The sequence below is a fragment of the Bartonella henselae str. Houston-1 genome (assembly GCF_000046705.1).
GTDB classification, from domain to species: domain Bacteria; phylum Pseudomonadota; class Alphaproteobacteria; order Rhizobiales; family Rhizobiaceae; genus Bartonella; species Bartonella henselae.
This window is the reverse complement of record NC_005956.1, coordinates 1,708,870-1,729,369: the sequence shown is the minus strand read 5'-3', so window position 1 is coordinate 1,729,369 and position 20,500 is coordinate 1,708,870. Positions and strand designations below refer to the sequence as shown.

Genomic DNA, 20,500 nt, shown 5'->3' with positions numbered 1-20,500 from the left:
TTTTGATGGAAGACGACGAGAAAATTGCGTAAGAAAAAAGTGAGCGGGTAGGTTACTTGAAACAACAGAGAGTGAAAAGGGAGCAGTGATGGGTTTTCGTACACTTGATGATGTTGATGTCACAGGAAAACGTGTTCTTGTGCGGGTGGATTTTAATGTACCAATGGCGCAAGGAAAAGTTTGTGATGATACGCGTCTTAAACGACATAAAGAAACGCTCCTTGAATTGCAAAAGCGTGGTGCTAAGCTTATTCTTCTTTCCCATTGTGGGCGCCCTAAAGGACAAGTGGAGCCAGAATTTTCACTCCATCCTGTTGTGCAAGTGCTGGAAAAAATAATCAACCAACCCGTGAATTTTGCATCAGATTGTATTGGTGTAGCTGTACAGACAGCGGTTGAAGCATTGCAAAATGGTGGTATTTTACTGCTTGAAAATGTTCGTTTTCATTCAGGTGAAGAAAAGAATGCGGGCTCTTTTGCTGAGGCTCTAGCCCATAATGGAGATCTCTATGTCAATGATGCTTTTTCAGTCTCTCATCGTGCCCATGCTTCGGTAGAGGGGATAACACATTTTTTGCCTTCCTATGCGGGGCGTTCTTTACAATGTGAGTTGCAAGCATTGGAAAAAGGGCTTGGTAAGCCAGAGCGTCCGGTGATCGCAATTGTTGGAGGGGCGAAGGTTTCCAGTAAGCTTTTTGTGCTCAATCATTTGGTTAAAAAGGTCGATTATTTGGTCATTGGTGGTGGCATGGCCAATAGTTTTTTAGCAGCGCAAGGTGTGTGTGTTGGAAAGTCATTGTGTGAACATGCGCTGATCGAAACGGTAAAAAAAGTTATTGAAAAAGCACGGGAGTGCCAATGTACGCTTCTGCTCCCTGTGGATGCAATCGTTGGATTTCGCTTTGAAAAAGATGCGCCACATCGTCTCTATGATATTGGAGATATTCCTGAGGATGGGATGATTTTGGATGTTGGTACGCGCTCCATTGCGCATATCAATGCCGTGATCGATAAAGCCGCTACCCTTGTGTGGAATGGACCTCTTGGTGTTTTTGAGATGTCTCCTTTTGATCAAGGAACGATTGCAGTGGCACGCCATGCAGCAGAACTTAGTTTGACAGGGAAATTGGTTTCAATTGCTGGAGGGGGAGATACGGTGTTTGCACTTAATCATGCTGGTGTTGCTGATGATTTTACTTATCTTTCAACCGCGGGTGGAGCCTTTTTGGAATGGATGGAAGGCAAGATGCTGCCTGGTATTCTAGCCCTCACGCAGGCTTGAAGGGATTCATTTGAACAAACAGTTAAAAAAAAGCTGTATGATTATGGAGGGTGTGCTGGTGCATTGCACGCTTTTGGAAATTAAGACAGGATAAAGAGGAATTTTTTATGAATGAACGTCTGGAAGATATAGCACTTACTCTGGTAGGTGCGGGTAAAGGTATTTTGGCAGCAGATGAAAGTACTGCAACGATTGGAAAGCGTTTTGAAAGCATTGGGGTGGAATGCACCGAAGATAATCGTCGCGCCTATCGTGAAATGCTGTTTACTGCAAAAGAAGCCATGGAAAGCGCTATCTCTGGTGTCATCTTATTTGATGAAACACTGCGTCAAAAAGCATCTACAGGGCAGATGTTGACAGATCTTATTCGTGATGCAGGTGCTGTGCCGGGGATCAAAGTCGATACCGGTGCCAAACCATTGGCGGCTTTTCCTCAAGAAACGATTACAGAAGGCTTGGATGGTCTTCGTGAGCGTTTAAAGGATTATTATACTTTGGGAGCCCGTTTTGCTAAATGGCGCGCGGTCATTGCCATTGATGCACAGACTCTCCCAACAAGAGGGGCAATCAGTCAGAATGCACAAGCTCTCGCGCGTTATGCTGCTTTATGTCAGGAAGCTGGTCTTGTACCGATTGTTGAACCGGAAGTGCTGATGGATGGACCATCACGCCAGCATTCTATTACGCGTTGCTTTGAGGTGACAAAAGTTGTTTTACACACTGTGTTTAAAGAATTATTTGAGGCACGTGTTCTTTTCGAGGGCATGATTTTAAAACCCAATATGGTGATTGATGGAAAAGATGCGCGCATTGCTTCTGTGGAAGAAGTAGCTGAAAAGACAGTTCATGTTCTTAAACAGACTGTTCCTGCTGCTGTTCCAGGAATTGCTTTTCTTTCTGGAGGACAAACTGATGAAGAAGCTACGGCACATTTGTCGGCTATGAATGCTTTGGGAGCATTGCCTTGGAAATTGACCTTTTCTTATGGGCGGGCATTGCAAGCAGCTGCCTTAAAGGCATGGGCTGGAAAAAATGAAAATATTGTTGTTGCGCAAAAGGCTTTTTGTCATCGTGCTCGAATGAACCACCTTGCTGCTTTGGGACAATGGACAAAAGATCAGGAAAAATCTTGTGCTTAAAAAACAATAAAATGTTGCTTCAATATAGTTAAGATTTTGGTTTTTAAGTGTGAAATGTAAATCTTATGCTGTATCAAACTGTTGAAGGGCGCAATATTCTTCTGTGTGAGCGTTTGAAGGATTATTATGCTTTGGGAGCCCGTTTTGCTAAATGGCGTGCGGTTATTGCCATTGATGCACAGACTCTCCCAACAAGAGGGGCAATCAACCAGAATGTACAAGCTTTCGCGCGTTATGCTGCTTTATGTCAGGAAGCTGGTCTTGTGCTGATTTGTTGAGCTGGGTGCTGATGGATGGATCATTGCGCCAACATTCTATTACACGCTGCTTTGAGGTGACAAAAGCTGTTTTACATACTGTGTTTAAAGAATTATTTGAAGCACGTGTTCTTTTTAAGGGCATGATTTTAAAGCCCAATTAGGGTGATTGATGGAAAAGATGTGCGCATTGCTTTTGTTGAAGAAGTAGCTGAAAAGACGGTTCATGTTCGAAAAACGATCCCCGTTCTTCATAAACTGTCGGTGAAGAGGCTAAAGGCTCGAAGGATAGGGAGGTTGAATATACCGTCTTACAAACTCATGTGTGTGCCAAGGATCGTTCGTATTCTTTAAAAATGGTGGAGAAAGTTCTCAAAGTAAGAGAACTTGGTGGGGTTTGACTATCGTTAGATAAGTATAAAAATAGCTTTATTCCGTGGATTTTTTCCAACATTCATTCATCATTATTGATGCTGCAAAATGAGATTTGAGAACCTGTAAGGAGATGCTTCTTGAAAAATCTTACTTAATTTTTTTGAAAATGTTTTTCTGAAAATTCAGTGATTATGTGGTTTTCATCCGATGCGTAGGAATTACTTTGTATATGGAAATAAGATCTTAATTTATAAGGATAATTCATCATTTGCACCTTGAAAGAGCCCCTGAATATCGTAGGATTCTCTCATTTCAAATCCTTTTATACTGAATCAAACAAAATTATTCGCTTGCATGTTACAAGTGAGGTCGGTTGTGGATAAAAACATTTTGAGAAAGGAGTAAAAGTGCCTCTTATGAACCGTCTCAAGAACCAAGGGCTGCAACATCGTGATCTGGTAAAGAGAATGATGGGGTTGGTTTGCTTCTTCATGAGCGTAAAGATGGCTTTGTCCGTGGATGTAAGACATTCATAGAGATGTAAGAAGCAGTACTTTTCTGTATGTGGGAATTTTATGTCCTGAAAGTACCTTAAAAAAAATTTTCTAACCTTGCGCTGGTTTTGGCATTAATATGCTTTTGACGCTGGCAATTGGTGAATGATTTTAGCCTCGATAAGGGGAGCATATAATGGATTTCAACGGGTATCGTTTGACAGTAGGTTTTGTATTAAGTAGGAAGAGGTGGGATTAGGTAAGAATATGTGGTAATTTATTGTTTTTATGGTTCATTTTTACCATTAAATGTGCACTTTGATAAAATGGATTTTGACACCTAAAATCGCAAAAATCGGAATTTGAGTGTAAAAATGGGCAAAAGCTTTGAAGGGTCTTTGAAGATCCTTGAAAGCCCCTTTCAAAACCCTTTGAAAAAAATAAATTGCTACAAAACTTGATGACAAGCTACAACGGGACAAACTATCTGTTAAGTCAGAGGAGACAGTTTTGTGCAGAAAGCGATACAATGCTGAAAGAGAGCGCAAGTTCGTTCTAGAATGGCGCAGTGAGTTGCCTTGTTTCCACTTTATGGGAGGTTGAGCGTTCGCATTTTACCTTTATGAAGGCATAAAAAGCAGACCTCTTGTGATATTTACCATCACTTGTTGTGTATCTGCTCTTGCATGTAACGGCTTATGACTTATCCATTTTATCCGTTCTAAAACTGCTTTTCAAATTATACGTCAAATCCTCTATTGGCTAAAATCTCTTTTTTATGGACATGTCTATTATGAAAGAATTCGCTTTGTAGAGTCGTATTCTCGACGGTGTGTTTTTATTTCTTATTCTATCATTTTTAATGATTCCCTTTGATAGGTAATTGCGTCATGCCGTGATAGTTAAACCGCCAATATTGGCTTTTCAGCTAGCCGTTTTTTTGATTTCATCAGTAAGAATGTTTGAAATAACAAAATATAACAGTCTCAAGGAGGCTGATGTAAGAGTGGTAAAAATGGATTATATTCTTAAAATCACTTTGTTGTTCTTTATCAGCAGGGCTGGATTTAATTTAAAAGAGCAAAAATTGTTCAGACGATGAGAGAGGTTTTATGTGCTCAAAAGATTTTTGTGAAATGCACATAGCCAAGAGCAATCCAGATTGATGATTCAGTGTGCGTTATGAATGGAGCACGATATTGAACAATCGCAGTGGTGAAGAGAAAATTTGCCTCTTTTGCGGATGTATAAAGCAGAACTTTACAAACTTATTCAAGATTTTATCATAAAATAGCTTACAATGATAATCCTTAAAATGTCTATTTGGGTAGTTTTAAGGGTTCCCATCATCACTAAAAAGAGACTTTTAATTCATGCTTTATAAGAACAAATTTGTCAATTTTTATCCATGTATTATTTTTGCGAACAGTGTTGCGCGATAGCTATTGCTAGAGCAGAAAAAACGCTTCTGATTTCGCAGAGAATTTTCTGGATAAAATTATATTTTTTATTGCTTGGAAGATTATAGCTTATAGTGCTTTCGTTTTTAGCATATTTTCCTAAAGTCTAAAACAGATTATCTGTTTGCACCGCGCAATTTTCTTGCCAGAATTTTCATCATTTTGCTCGTAGCTTTTTTGCCCGTCACACTCAGAAAAAAATTTCATGCCGAGATTAGCAAAACAATTTTTAAATTGAGAAATGTGATCACCTTTATCCACCAATATTTGAAATTTGTTCACTTTGTTATTTGTCTAGGTTGGATGTTATTCTTGGATCAATATCGAGATTAAGGATAGTTTCTTCTTTTCTTTCTTTATAATCCCTGTTTAAAAGCATAATCGCTGCGTATTTTCATTGTGGTACATAAAAAACCCCGCTTTAATTTAAAGCGGGGCACTCATTTTTATACTCTTTTTTTACTAACAATCTCAATTGTAAAAGCTTTATCGTAAAAGCTCTGGGTAGAACTTTTCTGAAGGTTGAAAAAAGATCAACTACTTTCACTCTGAAACACACTCATCAGAAATGGCGTATCATTCTATTGGCAATCATTTCATTTTTCACGATCAAAAATAAGCTTTTACATGCCCAAATTACCAAAACGATTTTTAAATTTAGAAATACGACCACCATGGTCAACCAATGTTTGAGATCCACCTGTCCAAGCTGGATGCGTTCTTGGATCAATGTCCAAATTAAGAACATCCCCTTCTTTTCCCCAGGTAGAACGTGTCGTATATTGGGAGCCATCCGTCATAACAACGGTAATCTTGTGATAGTCGGGATGAATATTGGCTTTCATGTGGCAAACTTTCTACTTTTATAAAACAAAATGACACTTGCTCACTTTTTTAAGTGCGCTTGCTTCGTCTTTTTGATAAATTGGTTGAAGTATCCTCTATATAACTGAGCACGTATCAAAAAACAAGTGTTCAAAGTGCATTATCGCATCAAGAGTTATAAACAATCTTATAAGTGAGAGAAACCCTATGAATTTTTTCAATCATTCAGAAAAAGCTAAAAAATTTTTCCATACAAAGCCTTCATTCTCTTCGCTTACAACTTTTAGTCCTTATCTTGTGCGCTATCGCTGGTTGTTTGTCTTTGCCTTTATTGCTTTATCTGTTGCTGCTCTCGTGACTCTTACTTTGCCTGTTGCTATCCGTCAAATGCTTGATCATGGCTTTTCTACTTCAAGTCATGGCCATATTAATTTTTACTTCGCTCTTTTGTTTGTTTTAGCTTTGCTGCTTGCACTTGCTTCAGCCTGCCGTTATTACTGTGTCATCACTTTAGGAGAACGGATTGTTGCCGATTTACGGCGTGATGTTTTTGTGCATATTATGAAACTTTCTCCTGCTTTTTTTGATCGTTCCCATTCTGGTGAACTTGTTTCACGGCTTTTAACAGATACCACTCAAATAAAATTGGCTGTTGGTTCAACCGCTTCTACGGCTTTGCGTCATCTGATTGTGGTGATTGGAGCGATTGTTATGATGGTTATCACCAATGCCAAATTGTCTTCGCTTGTTTTGCTTGCTATCCCTTTTGTTGCTATTCCGTTAGTTGTCTTTGGGCGCAAGGTTCGTACACGTACACGCGCTGCGCAAGATCGTATTGCAGATGCCAACGCTTTAGCAACTGAACAGGTCAGCGCCATTCGCACTGTGCAGGCCTTTACCGCTGAAAAGCTTGTTTCTAAACGTTTTTCTCAGTTGGTAGAACGTGCTTTTCAGACAGCACGCTCTTCCGTCATTCTGCGTTCCTTTTTTACTGGCTTTGCAATCTTTCTGGTTTTCGGCAGTGTGGTTGCTGTTTTATGGATTGGATCCCGGGATGTTTTGAATGGCACTATGACGGGTGGGGCATTAGGTCAATTCGTGCTCTATGCGGTTTTTGGAGCTTCTACCTTTGCGCAATTATCAGAATTGGGTGCAGAATTAATCCAAGCAGCAGGCGCTGCTGAACGGCTTGCTGAATTGTTGCAAGAACAGCCTACTATTTTAGCTCCAAAAGCTCCTGCACCTTTGGCAAAACCTGTTCAAGGTGCCCTTGTTTTTGATCAGGTTGATTTTACTTATTCTTCCAGACCACAAGAGAAGATTTTGCGCTCTCTTTCCTTTTCTGTCAAACCAGGGGAAACAGTTGCTTTTGTTGGCGCTTCAGGTGCAGGAAAAAGCACACTTTTTTCTTTGATCCTTCGTTTTTATGATCCAATAAGTGGGCAAATTCGCTTTGATGGCGTGGAAATCAAGCGCCTTTCTCTGCAAGATTTACGCAGTTCGATCTCGTATGTTCCACAGGATGTCGCCATTTTTGACGGTACACTGCGCGATAATATTGTTTTTGGAACCGAAAATATGACTGAAGAGCAAATCATTGCCGCTGCTAAAGCAGCAAACGCACTTGAGTTTATTGAAGCTTTACCAAATGGTTTGGATACAGAAGTGGGAGAACGCGGTATTATGCTTTCTGGTGGACAAAAACAACGCATTGGTATTGCTCGGGCAATTTTAAGAAATGCTCCCCTGTTGCTGCTGGACGAAGCAACATCAGCTTTAGATGCAAACAGTGAAAAATTGGTGCAAGAAGCCTTAGAAGAACTGATGCAAAATCGGACAACATTGGTGATCGCTCATCGTTTGGCAACAATTTTAAAAGCTGATCGTATTCTCGTGATGGAGAAAGGTGCTCTTGTTGAAGAAGGAACACATGCAGAACTCGTCGCACAAAACGGGGTTTATGCGTATTTAGCCAAATTGCAATTTTCGCCTGAGTAAACTCTTGAATAAACTGTTATCATAGAGTTGTAAGTTGCTTTTATCAACATTGGCATCATCATTGGTTTATCAGCGTTTTGAAGAGTTCTTTCATGAGAATATAAAAGTGATACATTATTGGTTTTTATTGTCTCTCACTCTTTAGCAGAATACGCATTCTTATGGATGATTCTCATGACTCATTTTTTAGTAATACATTAATTTATAAGGATAAATCATCGTTTTTTAACTTAAGTTAGAACTTCGAATACAGTAAGATTCTCTCATTACAAGCCCTCTCATATTGAACCAATTAAAACCGCTTATTTGCTTGTCATAAGCGGGGTTGGTATGGGGGTAGAAATTGCTAAAGACAAGGAGTAAAATGCTTCTTATAAATCGTCTCAAGTGCCAAGAGCTGCCTATTTTGGGTTGGCAAAGAGAATGAGGATGCTGGCTTGCACGCTTCATAAGTGTAAAGAGAGTGGTGCTCAAGAGCTTTATCATTACCTATTCACGGGCGCTGTCATGAAATAGGTGTGCGAACATTGAGAAATGTTTCTTTAAAGAAAGCGCGTGAATTAGTGATGACATAGATGTGTAAGGGGGTAAAACGTTTTTTGGAGTAACCTTGTTTAAGAGGCATGTTTAGTTGTTGAATATGAAGCATAAAATAGTAACATTGATTGTTATAAGGTAAGATTCTCAAATAGCGTAAAGACTTTCGTATCTAATATACAAAAGAGTACATTTTTTAGCGTGTGATCGTTTTTTTAAGGTTCTAAGGGCTTTTTTAAAAGTGTATGGTTTTTTTTAAGACTATAGGGTTTAAATGCCTTTTTTGAGGGCTCTTTCTAACTTGATGCGAATGTGTTCATTGCCAGCAATGATATTTTTTTTGCGAAAGATATCATTGCCGCCTTCCTTATCCGTGACAAAACCACCTGCTTCACGAACCATCAATATTCCAGCAGCCATATCCCAAATTTGCAGGTTATCTTCCCAAAAGCCATCAGTTCTTCCAGCTGCGACATAAGCCAAATCAAGGGCAGCAGTTCCAAATCGGCGAATGCCGGAAACTTCCGCCATCACATTGCGCAATTCAATAAGATAGGTTCCATGACCTGGACGTCCCAAATGGGGCATGCCTGTGGCAATCACACAATCTTCTAATCTTCGCCGTGCAGAAACACGACAACGCCGGTCATTAAAAAAAGCACCACTCCCGCGTTCAGCGGTAAAAAGTTCATCATTGATAGGATTATAAATGACACCAGCAACGATTTTTCCTTGACTTTCTAAGGCGATGGAAACAGCAAAAAAAGGAATGCCATGAAGAAAATTTGTCGTGCCATCTAAAGGATCAACAATAAAACGATGTTGGGAATCTTCACCAATAATTTCTTCAGATTCTTCCATCAGAAAACCAAATTTTGGTCGTGCTTTGCTTAATTCATTGAAAATAATTTTTTCTGCTTTACGATCCGCTTGGCTTACATAATCTGCCGGCCCTTTCAAGGATACCTGCAAATTTTGCACTTCACCATAATCGCGCACTAAAGAACGCCCTGCTTTCATGGCGGCTTGCACCATGACATTCATGACTGCAGATTGCGGCATCTTTTATCCCTTATTTATCTTTTTCATTTGCACGACGCACATAAATCAATTCATTGGTGTCAACAATGATACGTTCGCCGGCGTTAATAAAAGGTGGTACAAGAATACGAATACCATTTTCAAGAATGGCAGGCTTATAAGAGGCTGTGACCGTTTGCCCTTTGAGGGCAGGGTCAGCTTCAACAATCGTTACACTCACCTGATCGGGAAGCGATATACCAATCGGTTTTTCTTGATAAAGTTCAACAGTTACAGTCATCCCATCTTGGAGAAAAGCAGCACGTTCACCAACAAAATCTTTTTGTAATTCAAGTTGTTCATAGGATTGCGAATCCATAAAAATTAAAGCATCACCTTGTTGATAAAGAAAAGTAAAATCCTTTTGTTCAAGACGTACTCTTTCAACCGTTTCGGCTGCACGAAAACGTTCATTGAGTTTTGTACCATCTATCAGATTTTTCATTTCAACTTGATTAAATGCGCCACCTTTTCCTGGTTTTACAGCATTGCATTTCACAGCGACCCATAAGCTTCCTTGATGCTCAATCACATTACCAGGTCGAATTTCATTGCCATTAATTTTCATCGTCTCTATCCAATTCCATTCTTGCAAAAAGTGCTCTCTTTTTACCCTTGAGAGAGATCACTTATCGTCTTTGCAGAGGAAAAAGCCTAAAAACTGCTTCCAAAAAACTTTTGTGTATTTTCGCTTTCAACCTTTGCAAGACCATAAAAAGCACTCAGACGCAAGGCTTTTAAAAATTTGCACAAAGATTTTTGTGAAAATTTATAGATTTGAAGCAAAAAACATCATTTTTCTGAAGCCTGTGTTAAAAAATAGGTAGAAGCTTTATGATTTCTTTGCGTGCTTCCTCTAGCTGTGCATGGTCCATACCTTCAAGCATCATTTCAAGATCAGGGGCTTGTATTTTTGCATGCTTTGCAAGCATATACCACGCTGCTGCTCTTACTATATCGCCTTTTGTTCCTATTCCATCGCGATAAAGCCTTGCAAGAGCAACCTGTGCCGGAGCGATCATTTTGGTGGCGTTGCTTAGAAGCAGATGAAAAGCACGTTGAAAATCAGTTTCTCCCCCACGACCTTGTACAAGCCATTGTGCCAAAAGAATTTGGGCTTCAAGATGTTTATTTTGCGCAGCAACTTCCATAAGTTTGCGGGCATTACGATCATCCTTTGGCCGTGTTAAAGTCCCTAAAGAAAGAATTTTTGCTGCAGCGAAGGCAGCTGCAGCATCACCAAGGGCTGCACCTTTTAAGAACCATTTTAGTGCCTGATCTATTGCTTCGTTTTCTTGGCTTTGGGAAAAAACACCTGCAAGAGCTTGCTTCTCGCGTGAGGCTTTATAAAGAAGCAATTGTCCATAATAATAATAGGCCTCTTTTACTCCAGCATCTACAGCTTTTCGAATAAATTCTTCACCAATTTCTTGGTTTTGTGCAATAAAATTACCATCAAATAACATAAGTCCATAGCGCAACTGCGCTTGGGGTTCACCTTGTTTTGCTGCACGTCCAAACCATAAAGCAGCGCGTGCGCCATCTATGGGAACAGCACATCCTTCCATGTAAATCCGAGCAACCAGGGTTTGTGCAAAGGGATCATTTTGTTCAGCACGCCTGAGTGCTTCACGAAAAGCTTTCAGATAATAACCTTGGATATAATAATCATAGGCTTGATCATATTCTCCAGCTTGTAAGGGCTGGAAAGGTTTGTCAATGTTCTCGGGATCTTGAATGGTATTGAGATAGCGTTCAAGATCTGACGATTTTTCAGCCCTTCCAGTAGAGTTTGCAACAGAAATTGCAAACCAAATGATTCCCATGGTAAGCAGTCTGATGCTTCTTTTGAGCATGGATGTTTCCTCCTCATCACAGCGAAGAAGTTTCACATTTTTCTTTTCTCATTTCAAGCAGAATCAAAGGGTTATCCCTGTAAAAAAAGACCATAAATGTACATCTGGCTTTATCATCTCTATTTGCTGCTTGTGTTCATTGAATAAGGCGGAAGAAGGGCGTGTGGTTTTATATGAGTACCTTGATGTTTTTGCTAGCTGCTCTTTGATAAAATCTCCCCAAAAAGGTGGATTGCTTTCGTATGAAATTTTACTTTGTAGAAAAAGAAAATATTTTTAACAGAGTAAAAAGAGCATTTTTGACATTCTATTCTTTAGGATTGTTATGTCGTGAGAGTACAACATATTTTTCATTGAAAACAAAATTTGGATTAATGAAGTACCAACTTTTACGAATATATTTGGCAGTTATCTTGGCTTCTTCCAGCTCTACCAAGCCATGCGAAAATGTTGATGATGATATGGACAATGGGCGCACCTTTGAGAGGGAGCGTATTTTATTGTTGAGAAAATCTTGCAAACAAAACTGTCTAAAGGTACGGGATTTTTATCGATACCCTAAAAATGCTACACGAGATATAGCAAGCTATTCAGCTACTTCAGTTACAGATAAACCAAATTTTGCGATTACACTTCCACGCAATAGTTCACTGAAGTGTAGAGCATTTTTCATTGTTTTTAAAGTCATAACTCTCGTATCGTTATGAATACAGAAAGGATTTATCCATTCTGGCTAAAAATGAGGTTTTTTGTTGAGGTACAAATCTCTTTGTCTTTCGCAAGAACTTTTCAGCCTTTATGTCTGATAGAGAGCGTTCACATTAAATAGTGGGTTCATCTAGGACGAGAATGTATATGAACACGTGGCTCTCCAGCTACATTATACTGAAGAACATACACTATAGTTCTATTATTTAATTGTATTCTATAATTCAAATTCACACCTATGTTTTGCTGCTTTTGGGGTTGATCTGTATAAATCACATTATATCCAGTCCGTTGCAACAGATTGATAAATAAAGGAGTAAAGTTGTCTGCTGTATCATTTTTCTTTATAAGAATTGTCGTTGTAGCTGGTGGTAAAGGTCTTTTGATATTGCTAATAAAATCGTTAGCGACTAATTTTGCCTCATTCTCCGTAATATTTTGATCAACATAATTTGATGAATAACTACCCACAGATGCGCAACCAGCTGCCAACACAAGCGATGACAGAAATAAATATTTTAACATCTTAATTCCCCCCTATTCATTTTTACTTTCTCTTGGGAAGTTCCTACACAAGAAAGAAAAGCAACTTTTCGATAACTATGCTAATCACATATCGGTATTTAATCAAGCGTTAATTCATCAATTTTTACTCGTTTTTTAAAAAACTGCCATCATCTCCCATAGCATTTAAAGCTTATGCTTAACATCCAAAATAAAATGATGTGTTAGGCGCTATTCTAGATTGACCAAATAAATTTTTAAGAATTGCTTTTGGGGGCTGCCTTTAAGAATGCGCATGATTGCTGATGCACAGAGCCTTTGGGGTGCGCATGGTTTTTATGCTCTGACGAAATAAGAGCACTATCGTCATGGTAAGTGATTTTTAAAAATATGCATGCATGTTTATGAGCAGAGAGTGAAACACTCTAAGCATATTTTAAAAACTTTCATTTTGATCAGAGATCAACCATAAAATTGCCTTCTGTTTTTTCGGTTTGAGTTCTCTAAAACTTTTCAAAAGGAAGTATTCCTCTCTGTTTGAGGCGATTTCATCATGCTGGGTGGGGGTGTCTTGTTTTGTAAAGAGATCAGCGTAAAAAAAGGCAATAGGAACACTTAAGATATCAGCAATTTCCTTTAAACGCCCTGCACTCACACGATTTAATCCTGTTTCATATTTTTGAATTTGTTGGGAACTTACCTTCAAATGATCAGCCAATGTTTTTTGAGACATTTTCAGCATTTTTCGCCGAAAACGAATTTTTTTGCCCACGAAAATGTCATTATGAAGATTTTTTGCTTGATGAAGATTTCTCGCTTGCATCTTCCCCCCGCCGGTTGCGAGCGCCCTCGCATTGGTATTCCGGGAGTCTAAAAATACTGAATCCGAGTCAGCTTTTTGCTTTTAGTGCTTGTAGCACCTGGACATAGCAAAATCTCCCGGAATTCCGGGATACCCACATCAGTGGGTTCATTTTTACGCTCGGATTTAGGGTTTTTAGATCCCTATTGGTCGTTGCGTATGCGACCAAAACATCTTTTAAGTCATAAAGGAATTTCAGAGGATTTACAATAACAATTAGAACAGTTTGTGAAGTTACAATTTTTGAATGAGGGAGTGATCGCTGGAGAATGAGGGGTGGAGGATGAGAGGTGGAGGATGAGAGATGAAGAGTGAGGGATGGAGAATGAGGGGTGGAGGATGAGAGGTGGAGGATGAGAGATGAAGAGTGAGGGATGGAGAATGAGGGGTGGAGAATGAAGGTGGAAAGCCCTTCATTCAATCAAAAATTAATGAGAAAAGGAGAGCCTTCGGAATTTTCAGGATAGCCGTCATAGCTCTTTATATTCATTGGTTTTTGCTTGCTAAAGCAAATTATCGAGAAACGGAGTGTGCTTTAAAAACTAAAGGTGAGGGCGTTATTCAAATTTAACTTGATGCATAAGCAAGTTTCTCTGGATCTATAGTAAAACCAGCTTCGCCTAATCGTTTGGAAAGTTTTGGCATTATTTCTTTTACGTATTCATTAAAAGAAAGGTAGTAAACTCCATGAATATCTGAAGGGATTTCAACGCCTTTTTTTTGTAAAATAGCAATCCTCTCAAGAGGAAAAACGGCGGCTAACATGCCCATTTCGAAAATAACATTTTGTCGAGCACGGGGTTGTGCCGCTTCTTCACCGTCAGATTTAGCATAGCCCATGTCATCAGGAGTCAGCAGTACAATACCAAATCCTATAGAATCGTTACAAATTTCTTTTTTTAAAGTTTCAATGATGGGTAAACCGTTACCGCCAGTATTTTGTAAAATGTATGGTTCGAACCCAAGTCTGCGAAGAGAAAGTTCAAGGTCTTTTAAGGAGACATGATCATGACCGTGAACGATAAAGATTTTTTTATTTGAGGTATTGGAAGAAGTTTTTGGGGAAGGAGTCTTTGATTTTTGTTCTATATATGGAGTTAAATCTTCTTTTAGCTTTTTCGCCGCGGGGTCTTTACCTTGAAAGCTGAGTGTTCCTGTTTTTTCAAACCAAATAATGACTCCTCCACAGAAGGTTTTGATCTGATATGTTCCAGGGGATTGATGTGGTAGAAGTTTAGCTTCTAGAATGCAATACCCAGCCTCGCAAATTGTCTTTTGAAAATCTTCAAACGTTCCTCTGTATTTGTATTCCATTTTTATGTCCCCTTCATATCTCTATCATTCGTTGTTGGTATTTATGACCAATCTTAACAATGATGAGTTTCCCCAATCATAATGGTTTCTTTTTATAAGACATTGAACGAGAAAGTTTTTATGATGTTTTTCTCTATATATTATGTAAGAAAAAGATGCTAGCTTTTTCATCTCATTTTATTGAATTTTGAGGCAATTTGATTGAGTGATGAGGCAAGCGGAATACATTTTTATCCCCTTTATTTGTAATTGTGGGCGCTACTTGGAAATTGAGGGATGATGCGGTGGGCTTTTTAATTAACGTTTTTATTTTCTTATAAGAGTAAATTTTACAAAGGTGAATTTTTACATTTTTCTTGCATCATTTTAAGCAGCATTAAAGGGTTGTCATGGGCAAAAATGACTTCTTCGATGGCTATAAATTCACATGCGGTTTTTATCACTTCATCAAAGGTTGCAAAATCGCTTCCAGCTTGAACAATGGCAGGGGTTTCCATAATCTCTGCCCACCACCGTGCTAACTGGAGATTGCGAGGATGGGCATGCGGTTTTTTATCCGCACCTAATTTGCCAAATAACAGATAGTCAACACCTGCTTCTCCAGCAACCATTGCACAATGGCGATTACGAATATTGCCAAAACCGATGATTTTTTGTTCCTTTTTCTGATAATCACAATATTCGAGAGCCTTAAGATCACCTTCTATATGCAAACCATCTGCCTTTATTCGTTCAGAAACTCTCCGCTCACCAGAGATGAGAAAAGCCGCACCGTTACTTTGAATATCCTCTGCGTAGATTTGCGCTTGTTTTTGTAAAAAAACCGCATCATCCTGCACCCCTTGAGAATCATAGAGGATAACGCACGCAAAAGACCTCGTTTGTAAAATTTGTCGTAAAAAAGTGGGTGTGAAAGAACGACGAACGTCTAATGTTAAAACCAATTGCGGAAAAGGATGGTACTCAACGGGTTTACTCTTTTGTTTTGTCATACAAAATCCTTGACTCTGAAAAAAAAATTTGACACTTAAAAATGAAAGATTCATCTTAGCATTTTTGCTGAAAGAGGCCGCTACTTTATGTAACTTTTTGGGGGGCCATTATGGCATACCAGAGTGTTTTAAAGCATAATATACATCCTCTTCATCGTGATACACGCATTGATGTTTTTCGTTCTTTAGCGTTGTTGACAATTTTCATCAACCATATTCCCGGAACTCTCTATGAGTCTCTAACACATAGAAACTTCGGTTTTTCTGATTCAGCAGAAGTCTTTGTTTTGCTTTCGGGGGTTGCTCTTGGACTCAGCTTTCATAATCGCTTACAGCAGAAGCCTTTTACCTTCATTGTGCGTAAACTTTGGCGCAGAGCTTTGCAGCTTTATGCGGCATATCTTTTCACTACCTTTGTAACGTTAAGCCTTTTTTTAGGAGCCTTTTGCTTATGGCAAACAGAGAAACTTTTATCGATGAATAATGTGGGTTTATTTTTTACACAACCCTTCATCGCTTTTTTTAGTGTTTTAAGCTTTGGACATCAATTGGGGTATAATAATATTCTTCCTCTTTATATTGTGCTCATGCTTTTTGCGCCTTTTGCGCTTTATTTGAGTTGTAAACAAAAAGGATTGTTGCTTTTAGGTTCGTTCATGCTCTACCTCCTCAGTGGATTTTATGAAATTGCTCCTCCTTCTTATCCATTAAAGGGAAAGTGGTTTTTGAATCCTTTATCCTGGCAATTCCTGTTTGTTATAGGATTGGTCAGCAGTTTATCTCTTCAGCAAGGAAAAAATATTGCCTGTCAGACTTTTTTTCTCGTTTTTGCTGCCGCGTATCTTTTGTTTTCACTGTTATGGGTTCGCTTAGAATGGTGGGGCGTTTTGGGGTGGCTTGGCTGGTCTTCTCCGTTGATTAATTTTAATAAAACATTTTTAAGTTTGCCGCGTCTGCTCCATGTTGTTGCGTTATCATTCTTTATTCTTTGTTTGCCTCGCTTTCATACGTGGTTTCATGTTGCAGAAAAGCATCCCTTAGCAATTTTAGGGAAACACAGTCTCCCCGTCTTTGTAACAGGGACTGTTTTTGCCATGGTAGGGCAAATTTTAAAAACAGTGATGACAGGAACGTTTTTTTCCGATAGCCTCTTGATTATAAGTGGTATTGCTCTGCAATTTGGGGTCGCCTATTATTATGAAAAACGCCCATCTCTTCATCGGTTTTTCGCAAGAAAACCTCTCTGTTTGTAATGGCGTTCTATGACGCGTTAACCTTAGCATAAGAAGCACATTGCGCAAAAGTTTGAAAAGGGGTACTCATTAAAAAAAGCATTCTGTTCAGTAGGAAAGGAAACTTTTTATCCCTCATTTCGTTGAGTGTCGTGATTTTTGTGCTGATATTTGGAGTATAAAAGTGTGAGTGCATATAAACGTCCCTATGATGAACCTATTATTATGGTTGAGCATAATGCTTTTGACAATGCTTTTAACCGCCTCTACGAAGAAACAATGGCGCTGATTGAACAAACAGCAACTTATATTGATACGGAAGGCAAATTAGCAGCACGTTCTCTCTCTGCAGAAGTTTCTGCTCTTTATGCCAAAGAGGCGATGTATTTAAGTACACGGCTTATGCAAATCGCTTCTCAACTTCTCCTTCTTCGTGCAGAGCGCGAAGGAGAGATGTCACCAGAACAAATACAAAAAGAGCTCGCGAAAGTCTCGCTTCATACACCGACGCTGAAACTAGAAAGCGCTCATTGGCAAGAATTTCCAGAAGTTTTCCGCAACTTTGTTGCTCGTTCTCTTCGTTTAGAAGCACGCATGCAATATTTGCGCACTGGCAGAGAAGGTATCTCTTCCCCTGTTTTGGAGGACGAAAATCCGGTGGGCAAACAAATCGAATTGCTTAAAACGGCTTTTCGGCGCTCTTAGAAAATTTTGTATCTGTTGCTTTTTTCTTCTTCATTCTGTTTAGGATGCTCTTTGTTTGTGAAAGCTAATTTCGGTAGAATCCCTCCCTTTCCTCTGTACCATTGTTTTGTACTGTTATTCCTTGGTTCTTTTTTGCTGCCTCGCCATTTTACTCAAGTGTTCGAAAAGCCTAGAGGTTTTTTATGGGAGGGGTGTTTGCTGTTGAAAGGGCGGTCGCTTTTGAAGAGGCGGGCGGTTGGCATTGAGGGAATGGTTCCCTTTTTTGTTTAGAAGCACGTATGCAATATGTGCGCACTGGTAGAGAAGGTATCTCTTACTCTGTTCTCAAAGATGATACTGTCTTGAAGACGACAATCCGATAAGCAAACAAATCGAATTCTATCTTTCTTTCGTGTTCTTTGCTTTCGTGCATCTATTCAAATACGGAAAAAGTGTATAAACTTGGCTTTATGGCAGAGACGATTCGTATTATAGGCATTGATCCAGGATTACGGCGAACAGGATGGGGGGTTATCGATTTCTCTGGCAATCGTCTTCAATTTGTTGCAGCGGGTACGCTTACTTCTGATGCACGTTGTGATCTTGCTTCTAGGCTCTGCCAGCTTTACAAAGGGCTTACAGATATTTTGCATCAGTTTATGCCTCAGGAAGCCGCCGTAGAACATGTGTTCGTCAACAAGGATGCTACGGCAACTTTAAAACTTGGTCAAGCACGGGCCATTGCACTTCTTGCTCCAGCGCAGGCAAATTTGCCTGTTTTTGAATATGCTCCAAACAAAGTGAAAAAATCAGTTATTGGAGTTGGTCATGGCGATAAGGAACAAATTCACATGATGGTGAAAGTTCTTCTTCCACGTGCTGAATTTGATAGCAGTGATGCCGCTGATGCACTTGCACTTGCTCTTTGTCACAGTACTCACCGTATCGGCGCTTCTTATCATGCAAGGATTATGGCATGATTGGCAAATTAAAAGGTATCCTTGAACACATCTTTGATGATCATATCATTGTGAATGTTCAGGGTGTGGGCTATGTAGTTTTTATTTCAAATCGCCTGCGTCCTTCTTTACCAGCTTTGGGGGAGAGTTTAAGTTTGTTTATTGAAACGCATGTTCGTGAAGAAGCCATCCGCCTTTTTGGTTTTATTGCGAAAGCGGAACAAGAATGGTTTTGCTTATTACAAAATGTGCCTGGTGTAGGAGCAAAAGTTGCTTTGGCAATTTTGGGAACTTTATCGCCAGATGAACTGGCACAGGCGATTGCCTTAAACGATATTGCAATGATAAGTCGTGCTCCAGGCGTTGGTAAAAAAGTCAGTGAAAGAATTGTGAGCGAACTGAAAAGCAAAGCTCTCCCTTTTAGTGAAAAGGTGATCCATAGCGCTCCACTCCCTCATTTGGAGGTGACCAATCAACCTACAAATGATGCACTTTCCGCTTTGATTAAGCTTGGTTTTGAACGTGATCAAGCAGCTAGAGCTCTTGCTTTAGCGGTGAACGCTCTTGAAGGGGAGACTGTTTCCTCTGCATTGCTTATTCGCCATAGCCTCAAATTGCTTTCTCCTCCTACTTAGCGCAAGGTCACAATGCATAAAGATGAAGATCAACGCCTTTTGGGTGCCGTCCCCCTTCCTAATGATCCAGATCGTTCCTTAAGACCACAAGTGCTTGATGACTTTATTGGTCAAGAGGCAGCACGGGCCAATTTAAAAATATTTATTGAAGCGGCAAAAGCGCGTCAAGAGGCCCTCGATCATGTTTTGTTTGTAGGACCACCTGGTTTAGGCAAAACAACGCTTTCACAAATTATGGCTAAGGAACTAGGGGTTAATTTTCGCTCTACCTCAGGTCCTGTTATTGCTAAGGCGGGAGATTTGGCAGCTCTCTTAACCAATCTAGAAGAGCGCGATGTTTTGTTTATTGATGAAATTCATCGTTTAAGTCCGGCTATTGAAGAAATTCTTTATCCCGCCATGGAAGATTATCAGCTTGATCTTATTATTGGTGAGGGACCGGCAGCACGTTCGGTTAAAATTGATCTTGCTAAATTTACTTTGGTTGCGGCAACCACGCGTTTAGGGCTTTTGACCACACCATTACGAGACCGTTTCGGTATCCCCATTCGATTGAATTTCTATACCATAGAAGAATTGGAATATATCGTTCAGCGTAATGCACGGCTTTTTTCGGTACAGATCAGTGAGGATGGTGCTCATGAAATTGCTCGTCGAGCACGCGGTACTCCACGGATTGCCGGGCGACTTTTACGGCGGGTTTGTGATTTTGCTCTTGTCAAAAGGGCAAAAAAAATTGATCGAAAAATTGCTGATGAAGCACTGTCTCGTCTAGAAGTTGATCATCTAGGGCTCGATCCACTTGACCGTCGTTATTTGTTGCTGATTGCTCAGACTTTTTTAGGTGGTCCAGTGGGTATTGAAACCATTGCTGCTGCTCTTTCAGAACCGCGGGATGCTATTGAAGATATTATTGAACCCTATCTTCTCCAACAAGGTTTTATTCAGCGAACTGCCCGCGGGCGCATTTTGCACCAAAAAGCTTGGAGTCATTTGGGGCTTTGTGCCCCGGCTTCCACACAAAAACATCCTCAATTGTTCGATATGCCAGACAATGCATCCCGCCAGACGGTTTTATGGGATGAGGCTGATGATTGATTTCCTTTTTCAAGAGATGCTATGCAGATGTTTTGCATGGATGATATATCATGAATTATAAGCCTATTTGCCCGTAGGGGAATTCTTCCCCAAAAAGCTTGGAGCCATTGAGAGCTTTGTGCTCTGGCCTTCACGGTTTTAACACAAAAGCATGTTCAATTGCGCAAGACGCTCAATAATTCATTATGATAGACGATTTTATGGGATGA

General features: G+C 39.7%; 17 protein-coding genes and 1 pseudogene. 10 read left to right on the top strand and 8 right to left on the bottom strand.

Annotation, left to right across the window (positions count from 1 at the left end):
• Positions 1 to 88: 88 nt before the first annotated feature.
• The 3 genes and pseudogenes from AYT27_RS07830 to AYT27_RS07820 form a co-directional block, all read left to right on the top strand.
• Positions 89 to 1,282, top strand: a complete 1,194-nt coding sequence (locus tag AYT27_RS07830) for a phosphoglycerate kinase (RefSeq protein WP_011181275.1) — start codon at positions 89 to 91, stop codon at positions 1,280 to 1,282.
• Positions 1,283 to 1,389: 107 nt separating this feature from the next.
• Positions 1,390 to 2,421, top strand: a complete 1,032-nt coding sequence (locus AYT27_RS07825; RefSeq protein ID WP_011181274.1) for a class I fructose-bisphosphate aldolase — start codon at positions 1,390 to 1,392, stop codon at positions 2,419 to 2,421.
• A 101-nt stretch (positions 2,422 to 2,522) separates the two neighbouring features.
• Positions 2,523 to 2,924, top strand: a pseudogene (locus AYT27_RS07820) (class I fructose-bisphosphate aldolase); the annotation flags it as partial.
• A 2,706-nt stretch (positions 2,925 to 5,630) separates the two neighbouring features.
• On the opposite strand, the gene rpmE reads toward AYT27_RS07820, so the two are convergent.
• A complete protein-coding gene (rpmE, locus tag AYT27_RS07810; protein ID WP_011181273.1) occupies positions 5,631 to 5,852 on the bottom strand; it encodes a 50S ribosomal protein L31 in 222 nt (73 codons plus the stop codon).
• Positions 5,853 to 6,039: 187 nt separating this feature from the next.
• Between rpmE and AYT27_RS07805 the strand changes: the two genes are divergently transcribed.
• Entirely contained in the window at positions 6,040 to 7,830 is a 1,791-nt protein-coding gene (locus AYT27_RS07805; RefSeq protein WP_011181272.1) for an ABC transporter transmembrane domain-containing protein, read from the top strand.
• A gap of 807 nt (positions 7,831 to 8,637) precedes the next feature.
• Here the strand turns inward: AYT27_RS07805 and AYT27_RS07800 are convergent.
• The 3 genes from AYT27_RS07800 to AYT27_RS07790 form a co-directional block, all read right to left on the bottom strand.
• Positions 8,638 to 9,429, bottom strand: a complete 792-nt coding sequence (locus AYT27_RS07800) for an inositol monophosphatase family protein (RefSeq protein ID WP_011181271.1) — start codon at positions 9,427 to 9,429, stop codon at positions 8,638 to 8,640.
• A 10-nt stretch (positions 9,430 to 9,439) separates the two neighbouring features.
• Positions 9,440 to 10,015 carry an elongation factor P gene (efp, locus tag AYT27_RS07795; protein WP_011181270.1) on the bottom strand — a complete coding sequence of 192 codons (576 nt, stop codon included), beginning with the start codon at positions 10,013 to 10,015 and terminating at the stop codon, positions 9,440 to 9,442.
• Between the two features lie 244 nt (positions 10,016 to 10,259).
• The gene (locus tag AYT27_RS07790) at positions 10,260 to 11,303 is read right to left on the bottom strand and encodes a tetratricopeptide repeat protein (RefSeq protein WP_011181269.1); all 1,044 of its coding nucleotides are present in this window, start codon (positions 11,301 to 11,303) and stop codon (positions 10,260 to 10,262) included.
• 242 nt (positions 11,304 to 11,545) lie between these two features.
• On the opposite strand from AYT27_RS07790, the gene AYT27_RS08915 reads away from it, so the two are divergent.
• Positions 11,546 to 12,010, top strand: a complete 465-nt coding sequence (locus tag AYT27_RS08915) for a hypothetical protein (RefSeq protein WP_011181267.1) — start codon at positions 11,546 to 11,548, stop codon at positions 12,008 to 12,010.
• A gap of 127 nt (positions 12,011 to 12,137) precedes the next feature.
• Here AYT27_RS08915 and AYT27_RS07780 read toward each other — a convergent pair whose 3' ends face one another.
• The 4 genes from AYT27_RS07780 to AYT27_RS07755 form a co-directional block, all read right to left on the bottom strand.
• Positions 12,138 to 12,536 carry a hypothetical protein gene (locus tag AYT27_RS07780; RefSeq protein WP_011181266.1) on the bottom strand — a complete coding sequence of 133 codons (399 nt, stop codon included), beginning with the start codon at positions 12,534 to 12,536 and terminating at the stop codon, positions 12,138 to 12,140.
• 415 nt (positions 12,537 to 12,951) lie between these two features.
• Positions 12,952 to 13,338, bottom strand: a complete 387-nt coding sequence (locus AYT27_RS07775; RefSeq protein WP_011181192.1) for a helix-turn-helix domain-containing protein — start codon at positions 13,336 to 13,338, stop codon at positions 12,952 to 12,954.
• A gap of 606 nt (positions 13,339 to 13,944) precedes the next feature.
• The gene (locus tag AYT27_RS07760; protein WP_011181264.1) at positions 13,945 to 14,691 is read right to left on the bottom strand and encodes a TIR domain-containing protein; all 747 of its coding nucleotides are present in this window, start codon (positions 14,689 to 14,691) and stop codon (positions 13,945 to 13,947) included.
• 329 nt (positions 14,692 to 15,020) lie between these two features.
• Positions 15,021 to 15,683, bottom strand: coding sequence for a thiamine phosphate synthase (locus AYT27_RS07755; RefSeq protein WP_011181263.1), 663 nt, complete (start codon positions 15,681 to 15,683; stop codon positions 15,021 to 15,023).
• Between the two features lie 110 nt (positions 15,684 to 15,793).
• On the opposite strand from AYT27_RS07755, the gene AYT27_RS07750 reads away from it, so the two are divergent.
• The 5 genes from AYT27_RS07750 to ruvB all read left to right on the top strand — a co-directional run bounded on the left by AYT27_RS07750 (position 15,794) and on the right by ruvB (position 20,291).
• A complete protein-coding gene (locus AYT27_RS07750) occupies positions 15,794 to 16,936 on the top strand; it encodes an OpgC family protein (protein ID WP_011181262.1) in 1,143 nt (380 codons plus the stop codon).
• Positions 16,937 to 17,101: 165 nt separating this feature from the next.
• Positions 17,102 to 17,620: a DUF1465 family protein gene (locus tag AYT27_RS07745; protein ID WP_011181261.1), complete on the top strand. Its 519-nt coding sequence runs from the start codon at positions 17,102 to 17,104 to the stop codon at positions 17,618 to 17,620.
• A gap of 449 nt (positions 17,621 to 18,069) precedes the next feature.
• Positions 18,070 to 18,579: a crossover junction endodeoxyribonuclease RuvC gene (gene ruvC / locus AYT27_RS07740; protein ID WP_011181260.1), complete on the top strand. Its 510-nt coding sequence runs from the start codon at positions 18,070 to 18,072 to the stop codon at positions 18,577 to 18,579.
• Complete coding sequence (ruvA, locus tag AYT27_RS07735; protein WP_011181259.1) at positions 18,576 to 19,193, top strand: Holliday junction branch migration protein RuvA; 618 nt, start codon at positions 18,576 to 18,578, stop codon at positions 19,191 to 19,193. Before ruvC ends, ruvA begins: the two co-directional genes overlap by 4 nt.
• 12 nt (positions 19,194 to 19,205) lie before the next feature.
• Positions 19,206 to 20,291 carry a Holliday junction branch migration DNA helicase RuvB gene (ruvB, locus tag AYT27_RS07730; RefSeq protein WP_011181258.1) on the top strand — a complete coding sequence of 362 codons (1,086 nt, stop codon included), beginning with the start codon at positions 19,206 to 19,208 and terminating at the stop codon, positions 20,289 to 20,291.
• The last annotated feature ends 209 nt before the right edge of the window (positions 20,292 to 20,500 follow it).